The sequence below is a fragment of the Prauserella endophytica genome (assembly GCF_005146945.1).
Taxonomy (GTDB): Bacteria; Actinomycetota; Actinomycetes; order Mycobacteriales; family Pseudonocardiaceae; genus Prauserella_A; species Prauserella_A endophytica.
In genome coordinates, this window is record NZ_SWMS01000002.1 from 657,734 (window position 1) to 664,621 (window position 6,888).

4 protein-coding genes are annotated in these 6,888 nt (G+C 71.4%); 2 read left to right on the top strand and 2 right to left on the bottom strand.

Annotation, left to right across the window (positions count from 1 at the left end; genetic code table 11):
- Window positions 1-50 precede the first annotated feature (50 nt).
- Window positions 51-2,522 carry a LamG-like jellyroll fold domain-containing protein gene (locus FCN18_RS07060; protein WP_137093919.1) on the bottom strand — a complete coding sequence of 824 codons (2,472 nt, stop codon included), beginning with the start codon at window positions 2,520-2,522 and terminating at the stop codon, window positions 51-53.
- 409 nt (window positions 2,523-2,931) lie between these two features.
- Between FCN18_RS07060 and galT the strand changes: the two genes are divergently transcribed.
- Both galT and FCN18_RS07070 read left to right on the top strand, forming a co-directional pair.
- Window positions 2,932-4,017, top strand: coding sequence for a galactose-1-phosphate uridylyltransferase (gene galT / locus FCN18_RS07065; RefSeq protein WP_137093922.1), 1,086 nt, complete (start codon window positions 2,932-2,934; stop codon window positions 4,015-4,017).
- A 72-nt stretch (window positions 4,018-4,089) separates the two neighbouring features.
- Entirely contained in the window at window positions 4,090-6,399 is a 2,310-nt protein-coding gene (locus FCN18_RS07070) for a SpoIIE family protein phosphatase (protein ID WP_137093924.1), read from the top strand.
- 145 nt (window positions 6,400-6,544) lie between these two features.
- Here FCN18_RS07070 and FCN18_RS07075 read toward each other — a convergent pair.
- The coding region (locus FCN18_RS07075; RefSeq protein WP_267285354.1) for an acyl-CoA dehydrogenase family protein at window positions 6,545-6,888 on the bottom strand (344 nt) is incomplete at its 5' end.

Sequence of the window (6,888 nt, forward strand, 5' to 3'; positions counted from 1 at the left end):
AAGGAAGGGCCCCTGGGCGGACCCGCACGCGGGCCCGCCCAGGGGAGGGATCACTCGCCTGCCGCGAGCCTTGCGACCTCGTCGTCGGACAGTGCCCGGTCGAAGACGCGGACGTCGTCGACGTCGCCACGCAGGTGGTCGACCTGGTTGCCGCCGTACTCGGCCCGCCCGATCACGGTGTTGCCGGTGGAGGCCGCCGCGCCGCACGCGCCGCGCTCGTCGACCTTCACTCCGTCGACGAAGAGCTCCACGGTGCCCGCCTTGGCGTCCCGGACGCCGGTCAGGTGGTACCAGCGGCCCGGCTCCGGCTTGGTGGGCGAAAGGGCCCGCAGGCCCACGAAGCTCATCGCCCAGCGCTGGTCCTGCCCGGAGTACTGCAGGAAGAACGCGCTGTTGCTGCCGGTGTCCTGGCTGACCACGGTCTGGAAGCCGCCGTCGGCGACGTCGAGCTTCGCCCACGCGGACACCGTGTAGCTGCCCGCGGTGTCGACCAGTGACGCCCCGGTGTCGGCCTGGCCGCCGCCGTTGAACGACAGCGCCCCGCCCTGCACGCCGGTGGTCCATTCACCACCGGTCACGGTGGCGTCGGCGTCACCGACGGCATCGGCCGCCGTGGTGCCGCTGCCCTCGTCGAACTTGTAGGCGTGCACCCCGGACAGCCCGGGTGTGCCCGGCCCCGGGTCGGGACCGCCGCCACCGCTGCCGTCGGCCTCCCTGATGATCTCCTCGTTGATGGCCCGCACCCGGTCGAAATCCATCTTCGCGACCTGCCGGTCGTAGGTGAAGAAGCCGTTCACCTCGTGCTCGACGTCGGTGATCTGCGTGTAGATCGCCCCGCTGATCGCGCAGTTGCGGGCCGCGGCGAGTACCTCCCGCTGGTTGGCGACGTAGGCCTCGGTCAGACTCTCGGAGTCGGGCCGCATCTCGTAGGCGTGGCCCTCGCCGAACCACATGTGGCCCTCGACCTCGAGACCATAACCGCCGTGTTCGCCGTCGATCGACACGCGGTTCGCGTCCGGCGTCGGCTTGGCGGGGCCGGGGTAGGCGTGCCAGTCGATCACGTCGCCGCGGCCGGAGTCACCCAGCGAGGCGCAGCAGTTGACCCCGCTGTGCGCGTTGACGAGCCGCGTCGGGTCCTGTGCCTTGACCTCGTCGGCGATCCGCCCGGTGGCCTCGCGCGACCACTCGCCCCAGCCCTCGTTGAACGGCACCCAGCCGATGATCGAGGTCCAGTTCTTCTTCTCCTCGACCAGCTCGCGCAGTTCGGTCTCGAACTGCCGCTGGGCGTCGACGGGCGGTCGCCCGCCCGTCTTCATCGACGGCATGTCCTGCCACACCAGCAGGCCCAGCCGGTCGGCGTGGTAGTACCAGCGGTCCGGCTCGGTCTTGATGTGCTTGCGGACCGTGTTGAACCCGAGGACCTTGTGCTGTTCGAGGTCGAACCGCAGCGCCTCGTCGGTCGGCGCGGTGTAGATGCCGTCGGGCCAGTAGCCCTGGTCCAGAGTGGACATCAGGAACAGGACCTCGCCGTTGAGCGTGATCCGCTTCCTGCCGTCCTCGCCCTCGACCATGCCGATCTCGCGCATGCCGAAGTAGGACGAGACCCGGTCGATCACCCGGCCCCGGTCCTTGAGCACCACGTCGAGGTCGTAGAGGAACGGCGAGTCCGGAGACCAGAGCTTCGCCCTGGGCACGGGGACCCGCAGCGGCTCGTCGGCGGCGCCGCGGGTGCGGCTGACGGTGCGCTTGCCGTCCCGGACAGTGGCCTCCACGGTCAGCCTGCCGTCCTCGCCACCGGTGTGAACGGTCAGGCCGAGCGTGCCGGTGTCGATGTCCGGCACCATCCCGAGGGTGTCGACGTGGGAGCGGGCGACGGGCTCCATCCAGACCGTTTGCCAGATGCCGGACGCGCCCTCGTAGAAGATCCCGCGGTCGGGGACGTTGCGCTGCTTGCCGACCGGCTGCCACGTGGCGTCAGTGCGGTCCTCGACGCCGACCACGATCTCCTGCTTGCCGTGGGGCTTCAGCGCGTCGGTGACGTCGGCGCTGAACGCGCCGAAGCCGCCCTGGTGCGTGGTGACCTCCTGCCCGTTGACCCAGACGGTGGCCTTGTAGTCGACGGCGCCGAAGTTGATCCGCAGCGCCTTGTCCTTGCCGACGCGCCAGTCGCGGGGCACCTCGAACGTGCGGCGGTACCACATGTGGTCCTCGTGCCGCTGGATGCCGGACAGCGCGGATTCGGTGGGATAGGGCACCAGGATGCGTTCGGCGAGGCCCTGCCCGAACGGCGGGGCCTCGCCCTCGGTGGCGCCGGCGAACTCCCAGACGCCGTTGAGGTTGCGCCATTCGTCACGGGCCAGCTGCGGTCTCGGGTACTCCGGCAGCGCGTTGGCCGGCGAGACGTCGGCGGTCCACGGGGTGACCATCCTCGGCTCGCCCATCTCCCAGCCGGGAGTGGTCTGGGCCTGTGCGGGCGCGGAGACGCCGGCGGCCAGCAGCAGCGCCGACAGCGCCGCCGTCACGGACGTCCTGCGGGCACCGCCTCGGTGTCTTCGAGTCAGTGGTGCGAGTGACAGCACAGTCGAACACCCTTCTCGGGGGGACCGGGCCAGCGGGTCGCTGGCGCCACGACACCGGGGCCACCGTGTTCACGCGAACGCGACCCCGGTGTGAAGCAGTTCACACACTTTGCGTGATGGTGTCAACACTTGCGACCAAACTCGCGCAAGGTTCAACACCAATCGCGCAGTGCCCCGCGCTACCGGCGCACTCTGCGTAGCGGTGAGCGGCGGAGCCACGTAGATCATGCGCCCGTTTGCCCGCTCGCCCATGGGAACGCGGTTCTGACATGCTGACTGTTCGGTTTTGTTGCTTCGTGATCGAACGCGGAGCCCGCTCGTCCAACGTGCGCAGCCCGAGGAGCAGTGACCCGTGAAGAGGACGATCACCACGCTGGCCGACGGCCGCGAGCTGCTGTACTTCGACATCGACGACACCAGCGACACCTCCGTGGACCGGCGGCCCGACTCGCGGATGCTGCCGCCGGTGAGCACGTCCTCCCAGCTGCGCCTCGACCCACTGCTCGACGAGTGGGTCATGATGGCCGCCCACCGGCAGGACCGCACCTTCCAGCCGCCGGAGGAGAACTGCCCGCTGTGCCCCTCCGGGCCCGGCAGGCAGACGGAGATCCCCTCGGCCGGATACACGGTCGCGATCTTCGAGAACCGCTTCCCGAGCCTGTCCACCGGCGCCGACCCCGCGCCCGTCGGCAGCGGCCATCCGCTCGTGCCGGTGCGGCCGGGATACGGACGGTGCGAGGTCGTTTGCTTCACGAGCGACCACCATGCGCGCTTCGCCGACCTCACCACCGAGCAGGCCGCGCTCGTCATGGACGCCTGGGCCGACCGCACCGAGCAGCTGTCCACACTGGACGATATCGAGCAGGTGTTCTGCTTCGAGAGCAGGGGAGCGGAGATCGGCGTGACGCTCGGGCACCCGCACGGGCAGATCTACGCCTACCCGTTCGTGACGCCGAGGACCCGCCGGATGCGAGAGGTCGCGAGGGCCTACCGCGAGCGCACGGGCGGCGACCTCCACGCCGACGTCGTCGCCGCCGAGCGCGCGGCGGCCTCGCGGCTGCTCGCCGAGACCGCGCACTGGGTCGCGTTCGTGCCCGCCGCCGCGCGCTGGCCGGTGGAGGTACACGTGTACCCGCTGCGGCGCGCGCGGTCCATCCCGGAGCTGACACCCGCCGAGCGCGCGGACTTCGCGGCCGTGTACCTCGATCTGCTGCGGCGGTTCGACCGGCTCTACGACGCGCCGCTTCCCTACATCGCGGCATGGCACCAGGGGCCCGTCACCGACGACGAGGACCTCGGGTACCTGCACCTGCAGGTGTTCTCAGTGCGACGCACGGCCGACAAGCTGAAGTACCTCGCCGGCTCGGAGTCGGGCATGGGCGCGTTCATCACCGACGCGCTTCCCGAGGACGTCGCGCGCCGACTTCGCGAGGTGTAGCGGTTTCTCGCCGTCCCGCCTGCGCCGCGAGTGCCGTAGAGTTCGCAGCGCAGGCGGCGGAACGGGGACCCAGTGAAGGCCCAGAGACCGGCAGACCTGAACGGTGCCGACCCGCAGGAGCGGCTGACCACGCTGGCCGCGGTCGTCGAGCGCCAGCAGCGCGAGATCGAGGAGCTGCGAGACCGGCAGGCCGCCCGCGAGATCGTGTGCCTCGCTGAGGGCGTGCTCGTCGAGCGACTGCACTGCACCCCCGCGGAGGCGGCCGCGTACCTGCGTGACCTCGCGGCGCGCACCGGCGTGAAGGCCGTCGAGCTGGCCGCCGACCTCATCGGGGAGCCGGTCGGCGCGGGCAGGCTCCGGTTCGCGGATGGTGAGGCCGGGCCGCGACCGGCGCGGCCTCCCGAGGTGCCCGACGAGCCGGCGGGGGAGCGGCGCGAACTGGGCGACGCGCTGCTGGCGCAGGTGCTGCAGCTGGCCGGCGCCGCGGCCGCCGGACTGTGGCAGCTGCAACCCGACGGTGCTCTGGAGTTCGTCGCGGGGTCGGGACTCAGCGCGCTGGAGACGAGCCGATGGCGGCGCATCCCGCCCCAGCTTGACTCCTTCGCGCAGCGCGTGGCCGAGCGGGGACAGCCGTTGTGGCTGGCCGGTTCGCTGCCCGTCGCCGAGCGGCCGCTCAGTCCGTGGGCGGGCGGCGCGCGGGCGGTGCTGCCCGTGCGTGGCCCTGCCGCGCTGCTGGGGGTGCTGGAGGTCGTGTGGTCGGGAGAGGAGCACACCGTGCCACCGAGCGTGCGGCGCAGGCTGACGACGCTGGCCGACGTCACCGCGCACGTGCTCGCCTCGAGCTTCGTGGCCGGTGGCCGCACGCCGTCCGGGCGGCCGGAGAACGCGTGGCTCGGAGCCGTGCTCGACGATGGGCTGCTGGTGCAGCCCTTGCCCGGCGTGCGCGGTGAGCCGGTGGACTTCGAGATCACCCACGTGGCGGCCGGCTTCACCGACCCCGCGGGCCGGACACACCGGCAGCTCGCCGGCCTGAGCCTCGTGCGCGCCTACCCGATGCTCGCCGCGTACGGCATCGTCGACCGCGCGGCGGAGGTGCTGCGCACCGGCGTGCCCTGCCGCCTCGAGCGCATCCCGTCGAGCGCGACGGGGGAGGCCGCGGGCGCGGCCGAGGTGACCGTGCGGATCGTGCCGTTCCTCGACGGCCTGCTCGTCGACTGGCGCCCCGGGACGGACGCCGACCAGCTCGCCTCACTGCTGAGCGACATCCAGCGCCTCGGCGGGCTGGGCGGGTGGGAGCACAGCCTCGTCACCGGCGAGACGACGTGGACGGACCAGACGTTCGTGCTGTTCGGGATCGCACGCTCGGAGGGTGCGGTCGGCTGGACGGACCTCATCGCCAAGGTCCATCCGGAGGACACGCCCATTGTCGAGCACTTCCAGGCGACGCTGTTGCACCGCCGCCCCGTGACCGCGACGTTCCGGTTGATCCGCCCCGAGGGGACGGTCCGGCAGGTTCGGGCTCACGGCGAACCCATCGTCGCCGACAACGGCGCGCTGGTGGCGGTGCGCGGGATCTACCAGGACCTCTCCGCGCAGTACCACAGTCAGGTCGCGCTGGCCGCCACGCAGGACCGCCTCGCCGACACCGAGCAACGGGCCCGGCAGCAGTACCGGATCGTCCGCGAGCTACAACACGCGATCATGCCGGTGGCCGCGGGGCCGGTGCACGTCGCCGGGCTCGACATCGCCGTGCGCTACCGGCCCGCCGAATCCGAGCACGCCGTGGGCGGCGACTGGTACGACGTCGTGGCACTGCCGGGCGACCAGGCCCTGCTGGTGATCGGCGACGTGGCCGGGCACGGCATCGACGCCGCGCAGGGCATGGTGGCGCTGCGCAACGCGTTGCGTGGCCTGGCTTGCACCGGCGCGGGCCCGGGGCAGCTGCTGGCCTGGCTCAACGCCACCACGTTCACCAACGGCCGGATCAACGGCACCGTGCTGTGCGGACTGTACGACCCGGCGGCGCGGCGACTCCGCTGGGCACGGGCGGGCCATCTGCCGCCGGTGCTGGTGCGGGACGGCGGCGCCGACGTTCTCGCGGAGCCGCACGGGATGATGCTGGGCGCGGATCCGGACGCCGCCTTCGAGGAGACCACGACGGTGCTGCGGGAGGGCGACACGCTGGTGCTCTACACCGACGGTTTGATCGAACGCCGGGGCGTGCTGCTCGACGAGAGCCTCGACCGGCTCGCGCGCGTCGCGGCCGAGGGCGACAGTGACGTCGAGCGGTTCAGCGACCGGTTGCTCGGCCACGCGACGGCGGACACGGACGACGACACCTGCCTCATCGTGATCCGTGTTCCCGGCGGCCCGCGCCGCTGAGGCCCCCCGGGATCCCGGGCTAGAGGCGCATCCTGAGCCGCTGTAGGCGACCCGCAGTGAAGGCCACCTTCACTGCGTTGAACGCAGGCATGGTGGCCTTCACTGCGGTCGGGGTGGGGTGGGTTGGGTGGGGGTGGGGGTGGGGTTAGTTTTTGGTTTTGTATTCGCGGAGCAGGCCGCGGCTGATGATGGTCTTCTGGATCTCGCTGGTGCCCTCGCCGATGAGCAGGAACGGGGCCTCCCGCATCAGGCGTTCGATCTCGTACTCCTTGGAGTAGCCGTAACCGCCGTGGATGCGAAACGCCTCCTGAGTGACCTCGGCGCAGTACTCGGAGGCGAGCAGCTTGGCCATCCCCGCCTCCACGTCGTTACGCGCGCCGGCGTCCTTCAACCTCGCCGCGTTCACCATCATCAGATGGGCGGCCTCCACCTTGGTGGCCATCTCCGCCAGCTTGAACGCGATCGCCTGATGCTCGGCGATCGGCCTGC